General features: G+C 62.0%; 15 protein-coding genes (1 of these 15 running past the window's edge). 4 read left to right on the top strand and 11 right to left on the bottom strand.

What is annotated here, in order from left to right:
- Positions 1-4: 4 nt before the first annotated feature.
- The 4 genes from BRAS3843_RS01465 to BRAS3843_RS01450 form a co-directional block, all read right to left on the bottom strand.
- Positions 5-1,612: an ABC transporter substrate-binding protein gene (locus BRAS3843_RS01465; protein WP_008966907.1), complete on the bottom strand. Its 1,608-nt coding sequence runs from the start codon at positions 1,610-1,612 to the stop codon at positions 5-7.
- Positions 1,613-1,664: 52 nt separating this feature from the next.
- Entirely contained in the window at positions 1,665-2,360 is a 696-nt protein-coding gene (locus BRAS3843_RS01460) for an HAD-IA family hydrolase (RefSeq protein WP_035980529.1), read from the bottom strand.
- A 285-nt stretch (positions 2,361-2,645) separates the two neighbouring features.
- Entirely contained in the window at positions 2,646-4,034 is a 1,389-nt protein-coding gene (locus BRAS3843_RS01455) for an aspartate aminotransferase family protein (protein ID WP_008966905.1), read from the bottom strand.
- A gap of 13 nt (positions 4,035-4,047) precedes the next feature.
- Complete coding sequence (locus BRAS3843_RS01450) at positions 4,048-4,887, bottom strand: GNAT family N-acetyltransferase (protein ID WP_008966904.1); 840 nt, start codon at positions 4,885-4,887, stop codon at positions 4,048-4,050.
- Between the two features lie 194 nt (positions 4,888-5,081).
- Between BRAS3843_RS01450 and BRAS3843_RS01445 the strand changes: the two genes are divergently transcribed.
- The 3 genes from BRAS3843_RS01445 to BRAS3843_RS01435 all read left to right on the top strand — a co-directional run bounded on the left by BRAS3843_RS01445 (position 5,082) and on the right by BRAS3843_RS01435 (position 8,091).
- On the top strand, positions 5,082-5,750 hold the full coding sequence (locus tag BRAS3843_RS01445) for a haloacid dehalogenase type II (RefSeq protein ID WP_008966903.1): 669 nt from the start codon (positions 5,082-5,084) through the stop codon (positions 5,748-5,750).
- A gap of 15 nt (positions 5,751-5,765) precedes the next feature.
- Positions 5,766-7,040 (top strand): FAD-binding oxidoreductase, encoded by a 1,275-nt coding sequence (locus BRAS3843_RS01440; RefSeq protein WP_008966902.1) that lies wholly within the window; start codon positions 5,766-5,768, stop codon positions 7,038-7,040.
- Between the two features lie 148 nt (positions 7,041-7,188).
- Entirely contained in the window at positions 7,189-8,091 is a 903-nt protein-coding gene (locus BRAS3843_RS01435; protein WP_008966901.1) for a GNAT family N-acetyltransferase, read from the top strand.
- A 707-nt stretch (positions 8,092-8,798) separates the two neighbouring features.
- Here the strand turns inward: BRAS3843_RS01435 and BRAS3843_RS01430 are convergent.
- Positions 8,799-10,166, bottom strand: a complete 1,368-nt coding sequence (locus tag BRAS3843_RS01430; RefSeq protein WP_008966900.1) for a S41 family peptidase — start codon at positions 10,164-10,166, stop codon at positions 8,799-8,801.
- 169 nt (positions 10,167-10,335) lie between these two features.
- A complete protein-coding gene (locus BRAS3843_RS41220) occupies positions 10,336-10,665 on the bottom strand; it encodes a hypothetical protein (protein ID WP_008966899.1) in 330 nt (109 codons plus the stop codon).
- Positions 10,666-11,701: 1,036 nt separating this feature from the next.
- Between BRAS3843_RS41220 and BRAS3843_RS42465 the strand changes: the two genes are divergently transcribed.
- Positions 11,702-12,205, top strand: coding sequence for a GFA family protein (locus BRAS3843_RS42465; protein WP_201768835.1), 504 nt, complete (start codon positions 11,702-11,704; stop codon positions 12,203-12,205).
- 299 nt (positions 12,206-12,504) lie between these two features.
- On the opposite strand, the gene BRAS3843_RS39265 is transcribed toward BRAS3843_RS42465, so the two are convergent.
- From BRAS3843_RS39265 to BRAS3843_RS41215, 5 genes are all read right to left on the bottom strand, one after another.
- Positions 12,505-14,199 carry an AIPR family protein gene (locus BRAS3843_RS39265; protein ID WP_175361062.1) on the bottom strand — a complete coding sequence of 565 codons (1,695 nt, stop codon included), beginning with the start codon at positions 14,197-14,199 and terminating at the stop codon, positions 12,505-12,507.
- Positions 14,200-14,374: 175 nt separating this feature from the next.
- Positions 14,375-15,067, bottom strand: a complete 693-nt coding sequence (locus BRAS3843_RS01420) for an ImmA/IrrE family metallo-endopeptidase (RefSeq protein WP_008966894.1) — start codon at positions 15,065-15,067, stop codon at positions 14,375-14,377.
- 22 nt (positions 15,068-15,089) lie between these two features.
- Positions 15,090-18,740 (bottom strand): vitamin B12-dependent ribonucleotide reductase, encoded by a 3,651-nt coding sequence (locus BRAS3843_RS01415; protein WP_008966893.1) that lies wholly within the window; start codon positions 18,738-18,740, stop codon positions 15,090-15,092.
- Positions 18,741-19,349: 609 nt separating this feature from the next.
- Positions 19,350-21,629 carry a CHASE3 domain-containing protein gene (locus tag BRAS3843_RS01410; RefSeq protein ID WP_008966891.1) on the bottom strand — a complete coding sequence of 760 codons (2,280 nt, stop codon included), beginning with the start codon at positions 21,627-21,629 and terminating at the stop codon, positions 19,350-19,352.
- A 427-nt stretch (positions 21,630-22,056) separates the two neighbouring features.
- Positions 22,057-22,494, bottom strand: the 3' portion of a protein-coding gene (locus tag BRAS3843_RS41215; protein ID WP_277996470.1) for a BA14K family protein. Its footprint extends 99 nt past the window's final position; only the last 438 of its 537 coding nucleotides appear in the window; the start codon falls outside the window, past its right edge — the gene reads right to left on this strand; the stop codon is at positions 22,057-22,059.

Genomic DNA, 22,494 nt, shown 5'->3' with positions numbered 1-22,494 from the left:
CGTCTCAGGCCGTCAGCCACACATATTCGGCGAACGCATAACCCATCATGCCGCCGAGCGGATTTGGCTCCAATCCCTGCAGCTTGGCAGTCGTGGCATCCACATTCGAGAGGTAGGCCGGGATGATCGTGCCGGCCTGCTCGGCGACCATGACCTGCATGTCATTGTAGATCTCGCGGCGCTTGGCCTGATCGAGCGAGCTGCGGGCCTCGATCAGCATCGAGTCGAACTTTTCCGACTTGTAGCGGCTTTCGTTCCACGCGGCATCGGAAGCATAGAGCAGCGAGAACAGGATATCGGCCGTGGGGCGTGCGTTGATATTGCCGAAATGCACCGGAGATTTCAGCCAATAGTTGCTCCAATAGCCGTCGGAGGGCACACGCTGCACGTCGAGTTTCATGCCGATCTCCGCAGCGGTCGCCTGGACGAGCAAGGCCATGTCGATCGAGGAGCTGACAGCCTCGGATGCGACCACCGGAATGGTTTGTCCATACACGCCGGCCTTCTGGAAATGGAACTTGGCCTTGTCAGGATCAAACGGCTTCGGCTTGAGAGCGGCATTGTGGAAGAATTGGGTCGGCGGTACCGGCTGATCATTGCCGATCACGCCGAGGCCACGGATCGCCGACTTGATGATCTGCTCCCGGTTGATCAGGTGCTTCATGCCGTCGACAAAATCCCGGCTATTACCGGGCGCCATGTCCAGGCGGATGTTCAGGTCCGTGTAGGTGCCCGAGGTTGTCTTCGAGAGCACGAAGCCGTCCTTGCCGTCGAACAGCCGCAACGAACGCGGGTTGATCGCGGCGGCCAGCTGAATGTCGCCGGACAGCAGGGCATTGACGCGGGCATTCTCGTCAGGGATGGCGAAGAACTCGATCGAGTCCAGATACGGGCCGTTCTTGAAATAATTGGGATTACGGACGCCGATCGAACGTACGCCCGGTTCGAACAGCTCGCGCTTGAACGCGCCGGTGCCGTTGCCCAGAGAGAAGTCGGTGGTGCCATCGGCGACGATCGTGAAATGATGCATGGACAGGATCGTCGGCAGATCGGCGTTAGGGCTCGCCAGCGTGATCTCGACCGTGGTCTTGTCGACGGCCTTGAAGCTTGCCATCTGCGCCGCGATCTTCGCGACCTTCGATCCCGTCGCGGGATCGAGGTGGCGTTTCAGCGAGAAGATGACGTCATCGGCCGTCAGCTCCTTGCCGCTATGAAAGGTGATGCCTTTCTTCAGTTTCACCGTCCAGGTCTGGGCATCCTTCGACTCAATCGCGTCCGCAAGCTCCATCTGGGGAACGCCCGACTGATCGAGGAAGGTCAGCCGGTTGTAGAAGGAGCAGCAGCGCACATAGTCGGTGGAGAACGACGCCTTGGCCGGGTCGAGGGTATCGGCCGTCGAGGAGGACCAGCCGGCCGCCTTGAGTGCACCGCCCTTGACCGGCGTTGCGGCTGCGGCGCGTGAGGCGCGGCCGAGAACGGTGCCTGCGGCCGCGAGCGCGACGCCATTGGCGACCATCAGCTTCAAGAGATCACGGCGGGAAGCTCCACTTCGGATGGCGGTCTCCAGCATCGCGTCGTCGGAACGGGACCAATGCGTGATCGTGTCGCTCATGTCCTTCCCCTCTTGTTGCACCGATGACGCTTCGGCCGGTGTCGTCAGCCCGTCATGGCATCGCCGAATTTGCCTCCGCTTCCACGGCATCGGCCAGGTCCGCCAGCGAGATGAAATGGTAGTCCGGCTTGGTGAACTCGGCTGGCTCGATCGTTCCGCCATAGCCCTTCTGCCCATGGCGGCGCTCGATCCAGCAGTTGGTCAGCCCGAGTTTCCGGGAGATACCGATGTCGTGATACTGGCTCTGCGCCACATGCAGGATCTGGGCCTTACTGCCCCCATCAACGGCAACATAAGCGAACACGGCTTCGAAAAAGGCCGGATCCGGCTTCTCCGTGCCGGTCTCGTCCGGCGTGAACGTCGCATAGAAGGGCGCGCCCAGCTCTTTCTCGAAATGGTCGAGCGCCCAGCGGCGGGCATTCGTCATGGCGATCAGTTTGTACCGTCTCGCAAGCTGAGCGAGTGCCGCGCCGCTATCGGGAAAGGCTTTCCAGGTCCTGGCCGAATCTCGAAAGCGCTCGGCCAGATGCCGGTCCTGGGGCAGGCCAAGTTTCGGCGCGATGACCCCGTAGACCCTCACGAGATCATCGGGGAAGAGATCCGTAGCCTCGTCATAACGCGCGGCGCGGTAAAGCGCCAACGCCTGCTCGCCGTCGATAGCCGTTCCTGCTTCGGTCGCGATCTCGGAAAGGCATCCTTTGATGCCGCTTTCGAAGTCGATCAGCGTGCCGACGACGTCGAACGTCATATATTTGAATCTGCCAAGACCAGTGTCCAACGCTTTACCCTCGTGCCCAGTTTGAGGCGGCCGTTAGCTCGGCAGAAGATTCTGCCGGATCGACATGTCGGTCCAGGTGCGCGCGCTCCGGCTCTTGTCTTGAAAACGGCCTTTTTGCGCGGCTTGCGACGTTCTTCTCACGGGGAGTGTCGCGAGTTGGTCTTGAGCGAAGTCCCTGAAATGCACCGGCCCTACGGCACAAAATTGCAAATTTGGCTGGCTCCGCAACATTTCGATTCTCTGCCCCGGTGGGGATCATGTGGCGCGTGAGCGCATCGCCTCGCGCACGTCCGGGTCGGCCAGGGTTTGATCGAGCGTCTCTCGCGTCCGGTCCAGGATCGCGTCGATGTCGGCGTCGGTGCAGCACAGTGGCGGCGCATAGCCCAGCACGCCGGTCGGGAAGGCACGGACGACGAGACCGTTCGACCAGGCGCGGTCGAAGATGCGTCGGGAGGGGTCGGCGGCTGCGGGCAGGGGCGTTTTCCGCTCCTTGTCCACGACCAGCTCCAGCGCAGCCAGCATGCCCCGTCCGCGAACGTCGCCAACGAGCGGATGGTCCTTCAGGGACCTAAGCCCGGCCATCAGCCGGGCGCCCGCTTTCACGCCGTTCTCCAGGAGCCCGTTCTCATAGAGGCGCAAGACCTCGAGCCCCACGGCGGCACTGACCGGATGCGCCGAATAGGTATAGCCGTGGCCGACCGCAGATGCGCCCGCGCCGTCGGCGATGGTGTTGTAGACATGGTCTGACATCAACACCGCGCCCATGGGAACGTAGCCCGAAGTCAGTCCCTTGGCGACGGTCATGAAGTCCGGAACGATGTCCTCCTCGGTGCACGCAAAGAGCGGCCCGGTGCGGCCGAACCCGGTGATCACCTCATCGGCGACAAAGAGGATGCCGCGCGCCTTGCAGAAGTCGCGGATGGCTTTCATCCAACCCGTCGGCGGCACCAGGACGCCGCCCGAGCCTTGGATGGGCTCGGCATAGAAGGCCGCACAGCGCTCGGGGCCGCCGATCTCAGCGATCTTGGCCTCAAGCGCCGCAATCGAGGCCGCGATGATGGCGCGATCGTCAGGCCCGGCGGGATTGCGATAGACATAGTGGGACGGGATCGTGTGCTGCCAGGTGAACGGCACGCCGAAACCGGCATGGAACGCGGGCAAGGCGGTGAGTCCCGCACCCACGGTCGAGGAGCCGTGATAGCCGCTTTGCAGCGAAATGAACTGATCGCGCTCCGGCTTGTCCAGCGCGTGCCAGTAGTAGCGGATGAAGCGGACCGTGCTGTCGACTGCATCCGAGCCGCCGAGGGTGAAGTACACGTGGTTGAGGTCGCCGGGCGCGCGGTCCGCCAACGCTGCGGCCAGCCGGATCGCGGGCTCCGAGCCCAGGCTGAAATAGCCGGTCGCATAAGGCAGTTCGCGCATCTGCCGGGTTGCTGCCGCGACGATGCTGTCCTGCCCGTAGCCGGCGTTGACACACCACAGGCCGGCAAAGCCGTCTACGAGTTGATGGCCGGTGGCATCTGTGACCGTCGCACCCTTGGCCGAGGTCAGAACCCGCACGCCGGACGCCTCGTGGCCATGGTAGGAGGCCACCGGATGAATCAAATGAGCGCGATCGAGTTCGATGAGCGAGTTGCTTAGCATGACTTTCTCTTGTCTATCCGAGAGCCTGGTTGGCGAGCGCGAAGGTGGTGAAGGGAGCAGCAGACCGGGCGACGACGGGCCGGCGCATGGCGACACCGCCACCGACATGATCCAGCCCCTGGTCGATCAGCCATGGTCCGAGCCCGGTCGTGATGTCCGTGTCGATCCTCACGAACCTGCCGGCGCAGGACGCGAGGACATGAGCGATCAGGGCCTTGGCATCGCCGACGTCCTTGGTCACGACGGGACCGATGACTTCGCCCCGCCCGAATGGACGCAGCACGGCAAAGCCCGCGGGCGCCCCGGCCCGATCGAGCACGGCGAAGCTGCCGATCTTGGCGAGATGGGAGATGAGATCTGCCCGGTCCGCACCAAACGCCACGCGGTCGAGCTCGATGGCAGTCGGGATCTCGGCGGGCATGATCGGGCGTATGGCCGCTGGCAGGGGACTGGATCGTGCGATGCCCTGATGCTGCGCGATCACGCCGGTCCTTTCGAAATTCAGCTTCTGATAAAGCGGCAGGCCGTCATCGGTGGCGACGAGCCGCAGCGGACGATTGCCGGCGAGCGCGAGCGCAGCCTCCATCAGCTTGCGTCCCAGCCCGCGCCCACGCATGGCCTTGGCCACCAGGACCATGCTGATGCTCGCAGCATCGTCCCGATACGACGTCAGCAGCACGGTGCCGATGACGTCGTTTCCCGGGCGTGAGACGGCAGCAAATCCCGTGCTCAGCGCAAGCGCCGTCTGCCAGTCTTCGATCCGATGCGGCCATCCGGCCTGCTGCGAGAGAGCGAGTGCTCCCTTAAGGTGCTCCGGACCGAAGGCGACAAGCTCGATCGCTTTCGCTGTCATAGTGAGGCGCTTCCTTCCTCTGCGCGAGACGCGCCCCAAGTCTTAGGCGTTCAGATCTGCCAGATCTCCTGAAGCGCGGCCTGCGGACGACATCTTCCGCCGCAGCGTCGGACAAAGCAGCATCTTATGCCGATCCACCGGCCTAAGATTGCCGGCGGCTCGAGACAGCCATTCCCGTTGCCTGGATGAGGATGATGAGCTCTTTCCGTCCCAAATACGTGACGTTCGATTGCTACGGAACGCTGACCAATTTCCAGATGGCGGAGGCCGCGCGCGACCTCTACGGCGCTGTTCTGGAGGAGGCGGCCATGGTGGATTTCATCAGGGACTTCGCCGCCTATCGGCTCGATGAAATCCTCGGCGACTGGAAGCCCTACGCCGACGTCATCGCGAATGCGCTCGAGCGCACCTGCAAGAAGAATCACGTCGCCTTCAAGCCCGAGCACGGAGAGGCGGTGTATGCGCACGTGCCGACCTGGGGGCCTCATCCGGACGTACCGGCTGGCCTCGCCAAGGTCGCAAAGGAGATTCCGCTCGTCATCCTGTCCAATGCGATGAACGCGCAGATCGGCTCGAACGTCGCCAAGCTCGGCGCGCCCTTCCACGGCGTCTATACGGCGCAGCAGGCGAACGCCTATAAGCCGCGGATGAAGGCCTTCGAATTCATGTTCGACATGCTCGGTTGCGGACCGGAGGACGTGACGCACTGTTCGTCGTCCTTTCGCTACGATCTCATGACCGCGCACGACCTCGGCATCAGGAACAAGGTCTGGGTCAATCGCCGTCACGAACCGGCCAATCCCTATTACGGCTATGTGGAGATCGAGAATATCTCCGCGCTGCCCGGCGTGTTCGGACTCTGACGAAGGACGCCGGCGATGAAGTATGTGTCTTATTGGCACGACACGGCTCCGACCTTTTCCGGCGGCGTCGATGGTCGGGTCGAGGGGCATTATGATGTCGCGATCATCGGCGGCGGCTTCACCGGGCTTGCCGCGGCGCGCCAACTGGCCAAGGCCGGCGCCAGCGTCGTCGTGCTGGAGGCGGGCCGGGTCGGCGGCGGCGCCTCGGGCCGCAACGGCGGACACCTCAACAACGGGCTTGCCCATAGCTATCTCGCAGCCAAGGCGGAGCTCGGCAAGGAGCGCGCCATCGCGCTCTACCGCGCGCTCGATGACTCCATCGACACGCTGGAGGCATTGGTCGCGGAGGAGGGGATCGACTGCAACTTCCGACGCGCCGGCAAGCTGAAACTCGCTTCCAAGCCGAAGCATTTCGACAGCATCACCAGGAATTTCGAGGCGGTCCACAGCGAGGTGGATCCGGAGACGGCGCTGCTCACGGCGAGCGATCTGACGTCCGAGATCGGCGCGCGGTTCTTCGGCGCGATGCTCTCGAAGAAGAGCGCCATGATGCATATGGGCCGCTATGCGGTCGGATTGGCGCAAGCCGCAAAGCGCCGCGGCGCCGTCATCCATGAGAACGCCGCCGTCACGGACGCGGCGCGCGAGGGCAAGCGCCACCGCCTGACGACCGCGCGCGGGACCGTGACCGCGGAGCAGGTGCTGCTCGCGACGGGGGCCTATACGACGGCCAATTTCAGCTACTTCCGCCGGCGCATCATGGCGGTCGGCAGCTTCATCATCGCCACGCGGCCGCTCACCGCGGCCGAGGCCGCTTCGGTCATGCCGGGCAACCGAACCTGCGTGACCTCGATGAATGTCGGCAACTACTTCCGGCTCGCGCCGGACAACCGGCTGATCTTCGGCGGCCGGGCGCGCTTTTCCGCCACCTCCGACCAGCGCTCGGATGCCAAGAGCGGCGCCATCCTGATGGACAGTCTTGCGAGCATCTTCCCGCAGCTGTCCGGTGTCGAGATCGACTATTGCTGGGGCGGGCTGGTCGACATCACCAGGGACCGTTATCCGCGCGCCGGCTACCAGGATGGCCTGTGGTACGCCATGGGCTATTCCGGCCACGGCGCGCAGCTCTCCACCCATCTCGGGATGATCATGGCGGACGCGATGCTCGGCCGCGCGGACCGGAATCCGATGAAGGGCGTGGAGTGGCCCGCCGTGCCCGGCCATTTCGGCAAGCCGTGGTTTCTGCCGTTCGTGGGGCTGTATTACAAGGCGCTCGATCGTATTCAATGACAGCGATCGGGGCCGAGGGTCGGTGTCGGCCCACCGATATGAAACGTCTTCATATTCGGATAGTCTTCGCGACCACTCAGGATGATCAGGATGAGCAGAGTTGGAGTGTCGCGGTCTGCTCGCGCCTGATGTGTTCGAAGAGGACGGCATGGACAGCTCCGTTTCCAGCTCACTTGCGATCGATGCCTTCGCGGTGCGCCTGTCCGATATCGGCGCGGTCGACCTCGACCAGCTGCACGCGCTCTCGATCGGCGTCGGCTGGCCGCACCGCGCCGAGGACTGGCAGTTGCTGCGCAATGTCGGACACGGCATCGCCGCGTCGGACGAGATCGGGCGCGTGCTGGGATCGGCGATGTGGTTTCCACATGGATCGGGCTTTGCCACCATCGGCATGGTCATCACGTCGCCTCGTCTTCAGTCGCTCGGCGCCGGCGAACTGCTGATGCGACGTGTCCTGGAGCAGCAGCAGGGACGCGAGCTTCGTCTGAATGCGACGCGTGCTGCGCGGCGGCTCTATCTGTCGCTCGATTTCCGCCCTGAGAGGACGGTGTTCCAGTGCCAGGGCGAAGCGCGCGTGCCGCGGCAGACTCATGTCGTGCCGCCGGGTGCCGAATTGCGCCGTCTCGAGCAGGCGGACCTTGCCGCGATCGTTGCACTGGACGCGCAGGCGTTTGGCGTGCCGCGTCGGGTACTGCTCGATGCGCTTGTTCAGGAGTCGGTCGGCTTCGGCCTGTTCCGCGGCGGCCGACTGAATGCGTTCGCGCTCTGCCGCCGCTTTGGCCGGGGCCATGTCGTCGGACCGGTGGCGGCATCGTGCGATGAGGATGCGATCGCGGTGGTGGCCCCGCACGTCTCGGACCGTGAGGGACGGTTCTTGAGACTGGATACGCAACTGAGAGAGGGGCAGTTCGGCACCTTCCTGTCGCAGTCCGGCCTACGCGTTTTTGATACCGTCCTGACGATGTCGCTGGGCCGACAGTCCGCCGATCCCGGAAGCCGCAGCAGTGGTCAGCCCGTGACCTACGCGCTCGCAAGTCACGCGCTCGGCTGACGAGCCCGGGATCGCAACAAGCAAATGTGCGGCGCCGAGGTGATGTCACGGCGTCGCGTTCTCGCGGCCGGAACGGCCCGAGGTCTACTGAGAACAAGACCCTCTTGATAGGAGAGGGGGCAGGGAATGCCGGGTGATGGCCTCACCCATGGCCCGCCTGCAGCAAGAAAAGCAGGCGGCAGTCACCACAGGTGCCGCCGGATCAACCCGGCATTCCCTGCGCGGATGGCTTTACGGCTTATACGTGCTCTCCTCGGGGACCGGCTTTCTTGCCCCCGTATCCGCTCGAGGCGAAGCCTCGTCGCGTCGCGACAACGCTGACGCGTTGCGCGGGCATCAGCACCGGGATGCCAGGACCACACGATTTCGCCGTGCGTATCAGGTCGTTCGTCCGCGCAAAAAAGATCACGCTGCGACCCGACACGCCCACCGCATCCCGCACTCCACGTTCGTGACGACCGCGATACGTCCCTCTTGAGCGAGGCAGGACGGCGAGGATAAGACCATGATTTCTGAAAAAACGAAAGAGAAATATTTTCGCCCGGAGGGCTGGACATCAGGCGCAAATCAGTCGGGCCGTAAATGTAGGATGGGTTGAGCGTGAGCGAAACCCATCGTGATTGCTCTAAAAGAAGAGCGGTGATGGGTTTCGCTGCGCTCTACCCATCCTACGCACTACGCACCCGCGTTGACAGCAGCCGCGACAATCACTTGGGTCCGGGATTGGCCTCTTGCTGGCCGGTCGATCCCTGCTTCCCGCCTGCATGCGCATCCAGATAGGTCAGTGCTGCCTTCAGCTGGGCGTCGTCGGGCTTGCCGATGAGGTCCGCCTTGATCGGCGCCGACGTGGTGGATTTGACTTGCGACGCTGCGGCCTGCGTCGCGCCTGCGCCAGGGGCCTGCTTGAGCGGTCCGGGATTCTTGAAGGCGCCTTGCAGCGCGGCTTCGCGCAGCAGCGGACCGCCGCTGATCTGCTGATCCTTCGGCGCTTCGACGACCACATCAGGCGCGATGCCCTCATCCTGAATGGAGCGGCCCGAGGGCGTGTAGTAGAGCGCGGTCGTCAGCCGCACCGCGCCGTGTCCTTTCACGGGCACGATGGTCTGCACCGAGCCTTTGCCAAAACTTTGCGTGCCCATGATGGTGGCGCGGTGCCGATCCTGCAGAGCGCCGGCGACGATCTCCGAGGCCGAGGCGGAGGCGCCATTGATCAGCACCACGACGGGGACGCCGGGCAACATGTCGCCATGTGTGGGCGCATCGAAGCTGCGCTGGTCGTCCGCATGGCGGCCATGGATGCTGACCACCGATCCGCCGTCGAGCAGATCGCCGGCAACATCGACGGCTGCGGTCAACAGCCCGCCCGGGTCGTCGCGCAGGTCGATCACGAGGCCCTTCACGCCGCCGTTTGCTTTTTGCTTGAAGTCCGTGATCGCCTTCTTGAAGCTGTCGGACGTATCGCCGCCGAACTGGGTGATCCTGATATAGCCGATGCCGTCGGGTTTGAGCTCCGGTTTGACCGACGCGACCTTGATGATTTCCCGGGTCAGCGTGACATCGAACGGGTCCTGCTTGCCGCGCAGGATGGTGATCGTCACGTTCGAGCCGGGATCGCCACGCAACTGGTCGACCACCTTCTGCAGGCTGACCCCCAGCGTGCTGGTGTGGTCGATCGTCACGATCAGATCGCCCGGCTCGAGCTTCGCGCGCGCGGCCGGGGTGCCATCGATCGGCGCGATGATCTTGGGCACGCCATCCTGCTCGGAAATCTGCATGCCAAGCCCGCCGAATTTCCCGGCGGTATCGGCCTGGGAGTCCTTGAATTCCTGTTCGTCCATGTAATCGGAGTGCGGATCGAGGCGATTGAGCATCCCCTTGAGCGCGTCCTTGACCAGTTCGTCGGAGCCGACCGGATGGACGTAATCGTTGCGGACGAGCTGGATCACGCCGGCGAGCACCGCGAAATCCTGCCCGGTGAGGCCGGACTCCTGAACGGCAACCGCAGCGACCAGGGGAACGGCGATCGCGCTTGCGCCCGCAATGAAACCGGCGATCAGCAATCGGGATTTGATCATGACCGTATTGTGTCCTCACGGTTGACGCACACCTCGCCCTTCAGGAACGGGCGAGCGGGAACTTTGTTTCAGCCGGAAAAGCCGGCCGGCGGCGCAAAATTGCGTTAGCGGCCGGTCAAAAGATGGTCCGCTTGGGACGCCATAGCGCCCCTGCCGAGTGGTCGGCAAATTACGCTTTGCTCATCTGCGATCGACCTGGCGATAATGCCCTCGGGTTCGAGAACGACAGGGCAGTCAGCGGCCGCCAGTAGCCCGGATGAGTGAAAGCGAGATCCGGGACAAACGCAGGAGACCCCCGGATGTCGCTTCGCTTATCCGGGCTACGCAGTTCGCTCATCAATGCACTCGACTTGGTCGGATCACTCCAATCATGGCCGCGAACCGGCCGGCGATCTCTCAACAGTGCAACGAGATCAGGCGGGAAGACCAAACCGAACTTCGCCTGGGCGTCATCAAGTTCGATTTGCGTGTAGCCTTTGGTCCAATGGTCCGAATTCATGCACGTCGTCCGACTATGCCTTTCGGCAGCAGTGTAGGATGGGTTGAGCGTTAGCGAAACCCATCACTGCTATCTGTCGGAGCAGGGTGATGGGTTTCGCCTTCGGCTCAACCCATCCTACTTGCTCAGTATCGCGGCGCCGCAGCTTTCGCATTTCCGCTTCCCACTGAGTTAATACATCCACCTTAACTACAAGCTGACAACGGTGGAGGAAGATGAATGAACACGGCGCAGATCGTCCCTGACAAAGCGATACCGTTCAGCGCTTGTTCAGCCTTAGGTGGATACCGATAGCAAGCGGGTTGAAGCACCACGTCCATGGTGGTGGGCAAACCGCTTCATAGCAGAGGCTCGTTCTCAATAGAGGCTAGGCTCGTTCATCAATCCCATCGAGGATCCCATGAAAATAGGCCGTGTTGGTTCTGCTCTCTTCGGCGCGACGGCGCTCGCTTTCACCTTTTTCGGCTGTGCCACTTACGCGGAGGCTTATCCGCTCTCGGTCCCGGCGGGCCCGTTCGGCGGATGTCCGCCGGGCTACTCGCTCGGCCGTGCCGGCCAAGCGTGCTGGATACGACGGGTCCGGCCCGGCCCATATGGCGGGTGTCCGGTCAACTACCATCTCGGTCCATACCGCGGCTGGTGCTGGGCAGACTTCGTCGGATAGGCGGGCGCGTACGGTGGGTTGAGCGGACGCGCAAGCCATCGCCCTCGAAAGAAAAATGCGTCTAAGACATGTCTTGATGCGTGTCGCTTCCGCCTTCACCCGTAGCAGTGAGGGCGGAAAACGCTTCCGGCCCTCCATGCTCCATGTGACCGGACATTGATGGAGCGAGTAGGGCGCGTTAGCGAAGCGTAACGCGCCGCACATAGCGGCACAGCGAAGTTGGCGGATTACGCTGACGCTAATCCACCCCGCGCTTGCCGCTCAAGCCCCTCCTTTACTTGATTGGATGATATGTTTCAGTGGTAGCCGCGCCAGAGTGGGATGAAATGCGCGCGCAATATCCGGCCGACACCATAGAGAACGGAGACCTTTATGGAGAACGAGCCGATGACAGATGAGACGACACCTTCCCGCACGAGACTGGCCTATGGTTCCAGCGGCTTGACGGGGCAGACGGTCACAGCCCCTGTCCGCCTGAGGCGAGCGCACTGCTGCTGCGGGGCGTTGCGAGCGGAAGCAACGGACGAGCCCATATTTGTCGCGGCCTGTTCCTGCCAACAATGCCAGCGCCGGACGGGATCAGCGTTTGGGATGAACACATTCTGGTTACCAGAGCAGGTAAAGATCCACGGAGAGTCGCATCGTTTTTCTCGCATCTCCGATCGCGGAGGGCGCGTCATTTTTCATTTTTGCCCGCAATGCGGCTCAACCGTTCATTGGGAAATTCCAGACCTGAGGCCAGGCTGGGTTGTTATTGCCGCAGGCGCCTTCGCCGACCCGCAGCTTCCTCCGCCCATGATTTCGGTATGGGAGCAGTTCAAACACGGATGGGTCTCTCCGCTGGCGACTGACCATTTTTGGGAACAGCCCGAGTAGAAACCTAACGCGTGTCTTCGCTTCACGGGTAGATCACCTCGGGAGAAGAGCAGCGAGGTCCGACAGGCAGACGAGAAGTGTAGATGCTTCGCCGAGCCCGGCGAGAACGGACGGCGTTTGGCTGCTAGCCGACCACAGCCGCGACATCGCCCATTTGCCCCACCGGCTCCCTTCGTGATCAGTGGTAGGGCGCGTTAGCAAAGCGTAACGCACCGCGCATAGCGGCATAGCGAAGTTGGCGGATTGCGCTCCGCTAATCCGCCTTTGCTACACTTTCTGCCGGCGCGATCTCGCAAACATCAAAGTGGAAGAGACATCTGCCGAGGCGCGCTCGGTCGTCCATGAAGCGTCGGCATGAGATTCAAAAGATGTTCCTTCGAGGAAGAAAGACGAAAGAGTCGGTAGGACGAAGTCTTCGGATGCAGCTGCACGAGCTGAGCCACAATCTCGAAGGCTTGATCGATCTCGTTCAGCGCAACCTGCGCATCTGCTAAGTCCAGTCCCTTACGACGAACGAGTTCGCCGACAATGAACAGAACATGAAATGCGCCTTCGATGATCCAGGCTTCCTCAAACGAACGTCTGGTAATTTGACGTTGATATGCGAGAGCTATCCTTTTCTCATCCTGGATTCGTTCAAAGCAGACATACGCCGCTCGTATGAGCTCCGCGGTCACCTTGTTGGGATTGAAAATCGTTTCGTAAAGCTCACCAAAAATCTCGTTGGTATCTGTCTTCGCTCTAGTGGGTTCCCCATTCGCGTAAGATAAGATCAGTTGGCCAGCCCGAATGGCGTCGATGATACGCATGCTGTTCTGGGGCGGTTGTTCGCCTCGCTTTCTCCGATAAAAGTACCCATAAGCGCTTAACGACGATGCGATCCGTAGCTGAATATCATCGTTGGCACGCAAATCTCGTCCAAAAATACGGTTCTGCGTGTTACTACCAACCGCGATTCTTTCGATCAACTCTCTATCCGAAGTCTCGATAACCTTTACGTTTATCGAACCTTCGGAAAAGTGCGCAGGAGGTGACCGGCCGACCGTATGAATAACAACAGCGGTCTGGCCGCCATTTACAATCTGCGGGTTCACAAGCTTGATCGGAAAGCATCCTCCCGGAACCATTATCATCTGGTCGCAAACGATCGTCATCCCATTATTCAGTAGCGAAAACTCCCCGGCTCTACCGGAGACCAGAGTGTCTCGTATCTCTCTGTTAACAGGGGCTCGACTGCCCAAGTAATAGCGTACATTCTGGGTGACTAAGCGGTTATCAAACTCATTGTTGGCAGGTACGTTCAGGAAGTCGTACAGTTCCGATAAAGTCAGTCGTGCAATTACCGCACGTGCGCTGGGCTCGCGATACTCAAAGCTGTTGTCTGCGGTGGCCCTGATGGTTTTGGAGAATCTAGGTTTTGAAGCTCGTACCACTCCATGCGACAGTTCGTATAAATGGCTTTCGAACAGACTGATGTCGTTGCGCGCGAGATGTGCTTCGAGTCGTTGACGTTCGGCCGATGCTAATGGCTTCTGATTCGAGAACAAATGTACACGTATCTGATACGTGTCATGCTCAAGGGCATCCCATATCTCTTCCACTTTTAATCTGAGGAGTGGGTTGCTGTCCGCGAGAAGTCCGTCTCGACGGTGCAATAGATCATCCACGAATGAAATGATCTTATCAATCGTTGCGCCAGGAAAGTTATTTTGAGATTTTTTATAAGTGGCTACGACTTTGGTCGATGCAATATCGATCGAACGGGCTTCGTGGTCAATAATGATGAAGTCGACGCCCCGATCGCGGCCGCCATCGATTATGTAATCGTCAGCTGCGTCTGGCAGGATGTTGAAGACATTTTCAAGTAAATAGCAGTGGAAGGCGTGCTCTCTGCTTCGAGAGAAATCGCTCCTGGTCGTGATGCCCTTCTCAATGAGAGACCAGTCTAGGAGGGTTGGCCCGTTTTTGGGAAAAGAAACTTGACGGATGGACATGTGCTTGTTTCCAGCAAGTCGTGTTTGTGAACGCATCCAACAATCGGAGTTGTGAGTTCGATCGTTGTTGTCCCGCCGTTGAGAATTCCGAATTCATTGCATTTCTACTCACGAAGCGAATCGTTATGGATACCGGTATAGATGCTAACGAGCAACAACTCTGAAGATTTATCGGTTATCCACAGCCGCCGCAGGAGGTGCATCTACGTCGCCCAAATGGGCCGATTACTGAGAAATCACCGCAGTTGGCGCACGGTGCGCCGGTCGCGTAGCTTGACCAGGCGTACTGGTACTTGTCGTGGCCGCCTCCAGTCAGACGATCACGTGCAAAGTCCTCGGGTACGTTGCAGATGAACGCCAATCGGTCCACATCGTTAAGTTGCGTTGCGATATGTGTCGGTATCAGCAGGTGATCAGCGAATAGGTTGGCTTGACCCTCTGCCGAATCTTCGTTCTCAGCGAACTGTATTTGGACAGTCGGATCCCTGGAAAAGCGCTTTGCTTGATCACTGTGCAGCAAGATGTGCCCGATTTCGTGCGCAATGATAACTCGTTCCTCCGAATGGCCGAGCTGAAATCGTTGCCACGTGGCTTGTTGGACGCGGAGTTTCAAAGTCGGGCGAAAGTCCACGCAGGCCGGCGAGGGGTCGGCACAATCGTCTATGATTTCGATTTTCAACCGGCCCTTGCGTCGCATGCCGTGAATGTGCGCAATGCTCTCAACCCCGTGAGCTTCCAACTCCGTGAGTATAACTTTTAAGTCGACCTGCTTGGAGCCCGGTACCGTTCCGATGCGCCAACATTTCATCGCGATCTCCGCGATGAAAGCCTCGCTCCGGAACGGTACCTTGTAGTCGACCAAGGACATCTATTATCTATCTAGTTGCCCATCAGGAACAGCCAGTGGTGCTACCGCATGTGTCGCACTTGAGACATGTGCCGTTCCTTACCAAGGTGAAGTTGCCGCATTCCGTGCAGCTTTCTCCCACATAACCTTTCGCCTTGGCTTCGGCCCGAGCTGATATCTTCGAATCGAGCTTTGAATAGTTCATTCTCACTGCATCTACGTCTGGTTCAGTCGATTCGACGACCATGGTATTTGTAGCTGGGGCTGGTTGGGCCGCCCGGGCAACAACTGCCAATCGATCAGTCCGAGATCGCGTTAATCCCTTAGATACAAGTCGAACGGCGTTATGCCCCCCTAGCTCTTCCGGCGATTTTCCCTCGTCCACTCCTTTGCCAAGTGCATCGAAATTGCTCTCGGAAGGGTCGACATGGGCGAGGTCGAAGCGGGAGAGATAGCTCACCGCGAGCTCGCGGAACACATAGTCCAGGATCGAGGTCGCGTATTTGATGGAGTCGTTGCCCTGCACGGGGCCTGATGGCTCGAAGCGGGTGAAGGTGAAGGCGTCGACATATTCCTCCAGCGGCACGCCGTATTGCAGGCCGAGCGAGACGGCGATCGCGAAGTTGTTGATGAAGGAGCGCAGCGCCGCGCCCTCCTTGTGCATATCCAGGAAGATCTCGCCGAGCCGGCCGTCATCATATTCGCCGGTGCGGAGATAGACCTTGTGGCCGCCGACCACCGCCTTCTGGGTGTAGCCCTTGCGGCGATCCGGCATCTTCTCGCGCTCGCGCATCACCACGATACGCTCGACCAGCTTCTCGACCACGCGCTCGGAGATCTGCGCCGCACGCGCGGCCATCGGCTTCTCGTAGAGCGCCTCGACCGCATCGTCCTCGTCCTCATCATCGCTGATGAGCTGCGAGTTCAGCGGCTGCGACAGTTTCGAGCCGTCGCGATAGAGCGCGTTGGCCTTCAGCGCCAGTTTCCAGGACAGCAGATAGGCCGACTTGCAGTCTTCGACCGTGGCGTCGTTCGGCATGTTGATGGTCTTGGAGATCGCCCCCGAGATGAACGGCTGGGCCGCCGCCATCATGCGGATGTGGCTCTCGACCGAGAGATAACGCTTGCCGATCTTGCCGCAGGGATTGGCGCAATCGAACACCGCGTAGTGTTCGGCCTTCAGGTGCGGCGCGCCTTCCACCGTCATCGCGCCGCAGATGTGGACGTTGGCCGCCTCGATCTCGCGCTTGGTGAAGCCGATCGCCGAGAGCAGGTCGAAGTTCGGCGTAGCCAGCGCCTCGGCGCCGACGCCGAGCTGGTCGCGGATGAAGTCCTCGCCCAGCGTCCACTTGTTGAAGACGAACTTGATGTCGAAGGCGGTCGGCAGCGCCTTCTCGACCTTCGCGATCGCCTCGTCGGTGAAGCCCTTGGCCTTCAAGGTGGAGGCGTTGATGCCCGGCGCATTCGACAGCGAGCCGTGACCGACCGCATAGGCCTCGATCTCGGCGATATCGCTCTCGCGATAGCCGAGCGCGCGCAGCGCCTCGGGGACCGCGCGGTTGATGATCTTGAAGTAGCCGCCGCCGGCCAGCTTCTTGAACTTCACCAGCGCGAAATCAGGCTCGATGCCGGTGGTGTCGCAGTCCATCACCAGGCCGATGGTGCCGGTCGGCGCCACCACGGTGACCTGCGCATTGCGGAAGCCGTTGTTCTCGCCGAGCTCCAGCGCATCGTCCCAGGCCTTGGTGGCGTGGGTGATGATGGAAGCCTGCGGGCAGGAGGCGTGATCGAGCGGCACCGGGGTGACCGAGAGCGCCTCATAGCCGGTGGCCTGGCCGTGCGCGGCACGGCGATGGTTGCGGATCACCCGCAGCATGTGCGCGGTGTTCTTCTTGTAGCCGGGGAAGGTGCCGAGCTCGCCCGCCATCTCCGCCGAGGTCTTGTAGGCGATGCCGGTCATGATCGCCGACAGCGCGCCGCACAGCGCGCGGCCTTCCTTGGAGTCGTAGGGAAGACCCATGGTCATCAGCAGGCCGCCGATATTGGCGTAGCCGAGGCCGAGCGTGCGGAATTCGTAAGAGAGCTCCGCGATCGCCTTCGACGGGAACTGCGCCATCAGCACGGAGATCTCGAGCACCAAGGTCCAGAGCCGGCAGAGATGCTCGTAAGCACCGACGTCGAAATGCTTCGTCGTGGTGTTGTAGAAGGTGAGCAGGTTGGCCGAGGCCAGGTTGCACGCCGTGTCGTCCAGGAACATGTATTCCGAGCACGGATTGGAGGCGCGGATGTCGCCGGACGCCTTGCAGGTGTGCCAGTCGTTCATCGTGGTGTTGAAGTGCAGGCCCGGATCGGCCGAGGCCCAGGCGGCGTAGCCGATCTTCTCCCAGAGGTCGCGGGCCTTGAGGGTCTTGGTGATCTTCTTGGTGGTGCGGCCCACCAGATTCCAGTCGCCGTCGGTCTCGACCGCGCGCAGGAAATCGTCCTTCAGCGACACCGAGTTGTTGGAGTTCTGGCCGGAGACGGTGAGATACGCCTCCGAATCCCAGTCGGTGTCGTAGACCGGGAAGTCGATGTCCTTGTAGCCTTGCTTGGCGAACTGGATCACCCGCTTGATGAAGTTGTCGGGCACCAGCGCGCGGCGGGCGAGCTTGATCTCGCGGCGCAGCGCCGGGTTCTTCTCGGGATCGAAGCAGTCGTCGCCCGAGCCCTCGCAATTGACGCAGGCCTTCAGCACCGCCTTCAGGTGCTTCTGGTTGATCTTGGACCCCGTGACGAGGGCCGCGACCTTCTGCTCCTCCTTCACCTTCCAGTCGATATAGGCCTCGATGTCCGGATGGTCGGCGTCGACCACGACCATCTTGGCGGCGCGGCGGGTGGTGCCGCCCGACTTGATCGCGCCGGCGGCGCGGTCGCCGATCTTGAGGAAGCTCATCAGGCCGGACGAACGGCCGCCGCCGGAGAGCTTTTCGCCTTCGCCGCGCAGGCTGGAGAAGTTGGAGCCGGTGCCGGAGCCGTATTTGAACAGGCGCGCCTCGCGCACCCAGAGGTCCATGATGCCGCCCTCGTTGACGAGGTCGTCCTCGACGCCCTGGATGAAGCAGGCATGCGGCTGCGGATGCTCGTAGGACGATTTGGATTTCGTCAGCTTGCCGGTCTTGTAGTCGACGTAATAGTGGCCCTGGCCGGGGCCATCGATGCCATAGGCCCAGTGCAGGCCGGTGTTGAACCATTGCGGCGAGTTCGGCGCCACCATCTGCTTGGCCAGCATGACGCGCAGCTCGTCATAGAACGCCTGCGCATCCTCTTCAGTGGTGAAATAGCCGCCCTTCCAGCCCCAATAGGTCCAGCAGCCGGCGAGGCGGTCGAACACCTGCTTGGCCGACCGCTCGCTGCCATAGCGCTCGCCCTCGGGCAGCGCAGCCAGCGCCTCGGTGTCGGGCACCGAGCGCCACAGCCAGGACGGCACGCTCTCTTCCTCGACCTTCTTCAGGCGCGCGGCCACGCCGGCCTTGCGGAAGTATTTCTGGGCCAGCACGTCGGAGGCGACCTGCGACCAGAACTCCGGCACCTCGACGTTCTCGAGCCGGAACACGACCGAGCCGTCAGGGTTTTTGATCTCCGAGGTGGTCAGCCGGAATTCGAGCCCGGCATAGGGTGACTGTCCTTCGGTGGTATGACGCCGTTCAATCCGCATCGGTCGTGCCCCAATCAAGTTTCCGGGCTGCTTTGCGTTGGCGCAGACCCGGGTCATTTTCATTCGCCGCGCCGCTGCCCGCCTGACGGGCGGACAACGAAACGCAACCGTGAGAACCGGTGGTCCGGTCCGTCTCTCTTTCAACGCCCAACTGTCCCCTGGGCCTTATCGGCAGCCCCTCAATCAGCGCGTTCCAGATCATCCCAAAAGCGGGGCAGACACGCCCTTCACCCGAGGCCATGAGGCCGGCGGAGTGGTCATTTCGGAACCCATCGGGAGGTGCCAGCGGGACCCGAAACAGAACTCGCGCCGACGGGGTGGAAGCTAGGATGACTCTGTCGCGCCCGTCAAGAACTAGTGCGAGTTCCTGAATCAAACACTAAATATGGGGGAAAGTGCGGGATAACCAGGGCCGATCCCGGCCTCGTGAAGGGCTTAAGTATCGGTGAGTCCGAGCGGATTCCAAACCCGAAAAATTTGTTGGGCGCGTCGTCCACAGCCGTTCGCCCCGCTGTTCACAGGGCAGCCATTCGCCTCCGTCCGACTACGGTTTTTGCCCTTGCATCGGCGGGACTCACCGGCGGTTACGGAGGCGGGGCTTCCAGGGGCTCAGGCGAGGGCCGATGGCGACGATTCGGCGGTCTCATGCTCGGCGCCCTGCAGCGCCAACCGCACCATCTGCGCCAGATCCGACCTGCGGTAGGGCTTGGTCAGCAGCAGGGCGCCCTGATCGAGCCGGCCATGCTCCACCATGGCATTGTCGGTATAGCCGGAGGTGTAGAGCACCTTGATCTTCGGCCGGCGCCGGCTGATCTCCTCGGCGAGCTCCTTGCCGTTGATGCCGCCCGGCATGATCACGTCGGTGAACAGAAGATCGAATCGCGCGCCGTCATCGACCTGCGCCAGCGCCTCGGCGCCGGTCGAGGCCGTGAGCGTCTTGTAGCCCAGCATCTTCAACTGCGTGACCACGAAATCCTGCACCAGGCGGTCGTCCTCGACGACGAGAATGGTCTCGCTGCCGCCGGGGATGGGCGCTTCGAGCGTCTCCTTGATTTCCGCACCGCCTTTGGCGGGCGGCAGATACATCCGGATCGTGGTGCCGCGGCCTTCCTCGCTGTAGATCTTGATGTGGCCGCCGGATTGCTTGACGAAGCCGTAGACCATGCTCAAGCCCAGGCCAGAGCCCTTGCCGGCTTCCTTGGTCGTGAAGAACGGCTCGAAGGCGCGGTCGCGCACCTCCGCCGACATGCCGGTTCCGGTATCGCTGACCGCGACCATGATGTAGGGGCCGGGCGCGACGCCGACATTGGCCGCCGCATAGGCCTCGTCGAGCACGACCCTTTGCGTCTCCAGCAGGAGCTTGCCGCCATCGGGCATGGCGTCGCGGGCGTTGATCGCGAGATTCACCAGCGAATTGGCCAGCTGCGCCGAATCGATATGGGCCAGCGGCTCGTCCTCCTCGAGGATCGAGTTGATCTCGATCTGCTCGCCCAGCGTCGGGCGCAACAGCTTGGCGATGTCGAGCACGGTGCTGTTGACGTCGCTGTCGCGCGGATGCAGCGGCTGCTTGCGCGCGAAGGCGAGCAGGTGCCGGACCAGTTCCGTGCAGCGGTCCGCCGCCTCGCTGATCAGCGTGGCCGTTGCCGCCGCGGCCGGGCGATCCTTGGTGTCCTCGATCAGGGACTCGATTGTGCCGGTGATGATGGTCAGCATGTTGTTGAAGTCATGCGCGACGCCGCCGGTCAGCTTGCCGATCGCATCCAGCTTCTGCGCCTGATGCAACAGCCGCTCGGTTTCGTGGACGGCCGTGATGTCATGATAGACCATCGCCGCGCCCGTGATCTGGCCTTCGGCGTTGCGCAACGGACGGCCGCTGATCATCAGCCGCACTACGTCATCGCTGTCGAGGCGATGAACCACGACTTCGGTGCGATCGAAGGACTCCCCGCGCAACGCGCGCGGCGTCGGCAACGCCGCATCCGGAACCGGGGTGACGCCGTCGCTTTCGAACACTCTGATCCGGCTTCGCACCTCGTTGAGGCTCTTGCCCTCGCGATAGCCGAGCAGGCGTTCCACTGCCGGATTGGAGAATATCGCGTTGTCCGAGGCGTCGATGACCAGCACGCCCTCGGCCATCGTATTGAACGTGTTCGCGAGCACTTCCGCCGAATGCTGCAGCTTCTCATGCGCCGCGACGAGGTCGGCGTGCTGCCTCTGGGTTTTTTCGGTCAGAGAGCTGGCCTCGGCTTCGGAGCGCGTGAGCGACGCCCGCAAGGTACGGTCAGCAATATAGCCGCGCCGCAGCAGAAAGCCGGCAACGACCAGCACGAAGGCGACGCCGGCAAGATCGATCCCCAGCAGCAGCGATCCGGTCCTGCGTGACGTTGCCGAGCGCAGTGTCAGCAGGCGCCGTTCCTCGGCGGTGAAACGATCGATATGCTCCGAGACCCTCGCCATCATTGCGCGCGCTTCGGCGCGCTTGGTGAAATCCATCATCCCCTCTGTGTCGCCCGCGGTGTGGAGGGCCATCGCCTCGGCGGCGATCTCGAGCCGGCGCTTGATCAGCGGCTCGGTGGTCTTGAGCAGCGCCCACTGCTCGGGATTGTCACCGACCCCCTGCATCAGCTCGGCGAGGGCGGACGGGATTTTTGCGCCGGCCTGGTCGAATTCGGCGCGCAAGGTCGCGGAATCGGTCAGCACGAATCCGCGCGCAGCCGACTCAGCCTCGCGGAGCAGCAGCCGCAATTCGGAGGCCTGCTGCAGCACCTTCAGCGTATGATTGACCCGGTCCGTATCGTGGCGCGACTTGACGTCGAGAGCCGTTGATACGGCTCCGATCGCCAGCAGCATTCCCAGACCAAGTGCAACTGCCAATCGCTGTGAGATCATCGACTCTGCTCAGTTCTTCTCGATAGCAAGGCCACGGACGGTTGCCGCACTGGTTCCGCCGCGCATCCAGAGACGATGTCCATAGGGAGATGATCTGCCGAGACGGCTTGCGTCGCAAGGGGCGAAGCATCGGGGTCGCAATGCTGCGCGGCTCGTCCGAGCGATGGCACTCGACGGTCTCGCTCAGAACCGCGGCCCGCAACTCTTCACCCGATCGAATGCGGCGGCGGATCCCGAATCACGTTTGCCGAGGACAATGACGCAGTGGCGAAGCGTATAGGACGGAATGCGCTGCAGCTCTGCACAGCGCCGGGCATATGACAGAGCAGATGCAAAAAATATTCGGCACAAAACTTCGACACAAAACAAAAAGGCGGCGCTGGGATGCGCCGCCTTCGTCGTCATGCCTGGGGTCGTCGCCTGCAGCCTACGGGCAGGGATGTCGCAGACCGTCATAGCCGAGATAGGTGCCCGACGCAGGGTCGTAGGAGCGGTAGCGCTGCGCGCAATAGCTTGCGTCGCCGCCGGCTGCGACTGCGACCGGGGCACTGTCATCGTAGTAGGAATAATCGGTGTAGTAGTCCGGGCTGTAATCATCATAATAATAGTCCGGACCGCCATAATAGGCGTAGGAGCCGAGCGCGGCGCCTACAGCGACACCCGGCCAGAAGCCGCCACGGTGATGCCAGCCGCCGCCATGCCAACCACCGCCGCCGCCGTGCCAGCCGCCGTTACCGCCGCGCCAGCCGCCGCCGCTAAAGCCACCGGTTGCCACGCCCGGGCCAGTTGCGACTCGGGTTCCTGGGCTCGCCGCGACGCTTGGGGCCGCAGCCATCGCGCCGCGACCGCCGAAGCNNCCNNCCCC

This window comes from Bradyrhizobium sp. STM 3843, from assembly GCF_000239815.1.
Taxonomy (GTDB): Bacteria; Pseudomonadota; Alphaproteobacteria; order Rhizobiales; family Xanthobacteraceae; genus Bradyrhizobium.
This window is presented reverse-complemented; position numbering and strand designations above follow the sequence as displayed.

What these genes read in the sequence shown, in the direction of transcription:
- BRAS3843_RS01455 (WP_008966905.1), bottom strand. Translation starts at nt 4,034, where the DNA reads ATGCTAAGCAACTCGCTCATCGAACTCGATCGCGCTCATTTGATTCAT.
- BRAS3843_RS01450 (WP_008966904.1), bottom strand. Translation starts at nt 4,887, where the DNA reads ATGACAGCGAAAGCGATCGAGCTTGTCGCCTTCGGTCCGGAGCACCTT.
- BRAS3843_RS01410 (WP_008966891.1), bottom strand. Translation starts at nt 21,629, where the DNA reads ATGATCTCACAGCGATTGGCAGTTGCACTTGGTCTGGGAATGCTGCTG.
- BRAS3843_RS01440 (WP_008966902.1), top strand. Translation starts at nt 5,766, where the DNA reads ATGAAGTATGTGTCTTATTGGCACGACACGGCTCCGACCTTTTCCGGC.
- BRAS3843_RS41220 (WP_008966899.1), bottom strand. Translation starts at nt 10,665, where the DNA reads ATGAATTCGGACCATTGGACCAAAGGCTACACGCAAATCGAACTTGAT.
- BRAS3843_RS01460 (WP_035980529.1), bottom strand. Translation starts at nt 2,360, where the DNA reads ATGACGTTCGACGTCGTCGGCACGCTGATCGACTTCGAAAGCGGCATC.
- BRAS3843_RS01415 (WP_008966893.1), bottom strand. Translation starts at nt 18,740, where the DNA reads ATGCGGATTGAACGGCGTCATACCACCGAAGGACAGTCACCCTATGCC.
- BRAS3843_RS01465 (WP_008966907.1), bottom strand. Translation starts at nt 1,612, where the DNA reads ATGAGCGACACGATCACGCATTGGTCCCGTTCCGACGACGCGATGCTG.
- BRAS3843_RS39265 (WP_175361062.1), bottom strand. Translation starts at nt 14,199, where the DNA reads ATGTCCATCCGTCAAGTTTCTTTTCCCAAAAACGGGCCAACCCTCCTA.
- BRAS3843_RS42465 (WP_201768835.1), top strand. Translation starts at nt 11,702, where the DNA reads ATGGAGAACGAGCCGATGACAGATGAGACGACACCTTCCCGCACGAGA.
- BRAS3843_RS01435 (WP_008966901.1), top strand. Translation starts at nt 7,189, where the DNA reads ATGGACAGCTCCGTTTCCAGCTCACTTGCGATCGATGCCTTCGCGGTG.
- BRAS3843_RS01420 (WP_008966894.1), bottom strand. Translation starts at nt 15,067, where the DNA reads ATGTCCTTGGTCGACTACAAGGTACCGTTCCGGAGCGAGGCTTTCATC.
- BRAS3843_RS01445 (WP_008966903.1), top strand. Translation starts at nt 5,082, where the DNA reads ATGAGCTCTTTCCGTCCCAAATACGTGACGTTCGATTGCTACGGAACG.
- BRAS3843_RS01430 (WP_008966900.1), bottom strand. Translation starts at nt 10,166, where the DNA reads ATGATCAAATCCCGATTGCTGATCGCCGGTTTCATTGCGGGCGCAAGC.